We start from the raw sequence: 1,342 nt of genomic DNA, 5'->3' as shown, positions 1-1,342 counted from the left end.
GTCGACGCGATGGACCAGGGCCTCAGAGCACTCTCACCGGGCGAACCGGGTTACGGGATGATGCTCATCCGCGCGGGCGGGCGCTGGCGGGAGCTCTACACCTTCCTGGGTGAACCGGGCGCCTTCACCCGCGCCTTGGAGTGCCTGACCCAGGCTGTGGAGAAGGCCGAGGACGACGCCTCCCTGCACCCGAGCGCGTACAACACCCTCGGCACGGTGCTGCGGGCCCGCTACAACTTCACGGGGGACCTCGGCCATCTCGACCAGGCGATCACCGCATATGAGCGGAGCCTCGACGGCTGGGGCGAGGACCGCTCGGTCACGTGGGCGATCGGGGTGAGCAACCTGGCCAACGCCCTGCGCGCCTCGTACGACTCGACCGGCGAACCCGAGCGGCTCGACCGGTCCATCGATCTGCACGAGCAGGCGGTGGCGGTTTTCCCGGCCGACCATCCCGACCTACGCCCCCGCCTCGCGAACCTGGGCAACGCCTATCTGAGTCGCTTCCAGGCGAACGGGGCGGTCACCGATCTGGACCGCGCCGAGGAACTGCGGCTGCAGGTGCTGGACATCCTGTCGGCGAACTCGCCGTTGCGCGCCGAGATGACCGCGTCCCTGAGCGACATCGCGCTGATGAGGTTCGATCTCACCGGTGATCCCGCACATCTGCGGACCGCCGTCGAGCTGGGCCGGAAGGCCACGAGCCTCGCCCCGGCCGGCACACCGGCGGAGCGGCACGTCCGCTTTCGTCTCGCCGAGTCCCTGGTATACGAACACCGGCGGACCGCACGGGAGAGCACGAAACGGGAAGCCGTGGGCATCCTCCGTGAGCTGAGCGCGGACGGCGACGCGGCGGACCACGCCATGCGGCTCGGCGCGAGCCGCCTGTGGGCCCGGTGGGCGGCGGACCGGGGGGCATGGCAGGAAGCCTCAGAGGCCTTCCGTACGTGGACGAAGACCTCCGGCGATCTGGTCCGCCTCCAGGTGAGCCGGGGCCTGCGCACCCGGATCGTCGGGCGGTCCGCGGACCTCGCGCCCGCCGCCGCGTACAGCCTGACGCGGGTCGGAGATCTGGAAGCCGCCGTCATGGCCGTCGAAACCGCACGCGCGGTCTCCGTGAGCGAGACCCTGGAACTGGGCTCCGCCGATGTGAGGTGGCTGGCCGAACATGGGTTGGAACAGCTCGCGGAGCGCTTCACCACTGCGGTGGCCCGCTGGCTGTCGGCTTCCGGGGACGGGCTCGACCGTGGCCTCGCCGGAGGAGCCGGGACGGTGAACTTCTCCGATCACGACACCGCCGTCCGGGCGGCACGCGCGGAGGTCGACGCCCTCATCGAGGAGA

At 70.9% G+C, this 1,342-nt stretch carries 1 protein-coding gene; it reads left to right on the top strand.

Annotated features, from left to right (window positions below):
* Nucleotides 1-57 precede the first annotated feature (57 nt).
* The coding region (locus ACFY5C_RS41630) for a tetratricopeptide repeat protein (RefSeq protein WP_389455292.1) at nucleotides 58-1,342 on the top strand (1,285 nt) is incomplete at its 3' end.

Source organism: Streptomyces sp. NPDC012935 (assembly GCF_042900345.1).
GTDB lineage: Bacteria > Actinomycetota > Actinomycetes > Streptomycetales > Streptomycetaceae > Streptomyces.
This window is presented reverse-complemented; position numbering and strand designations above follow the sequence as displayed.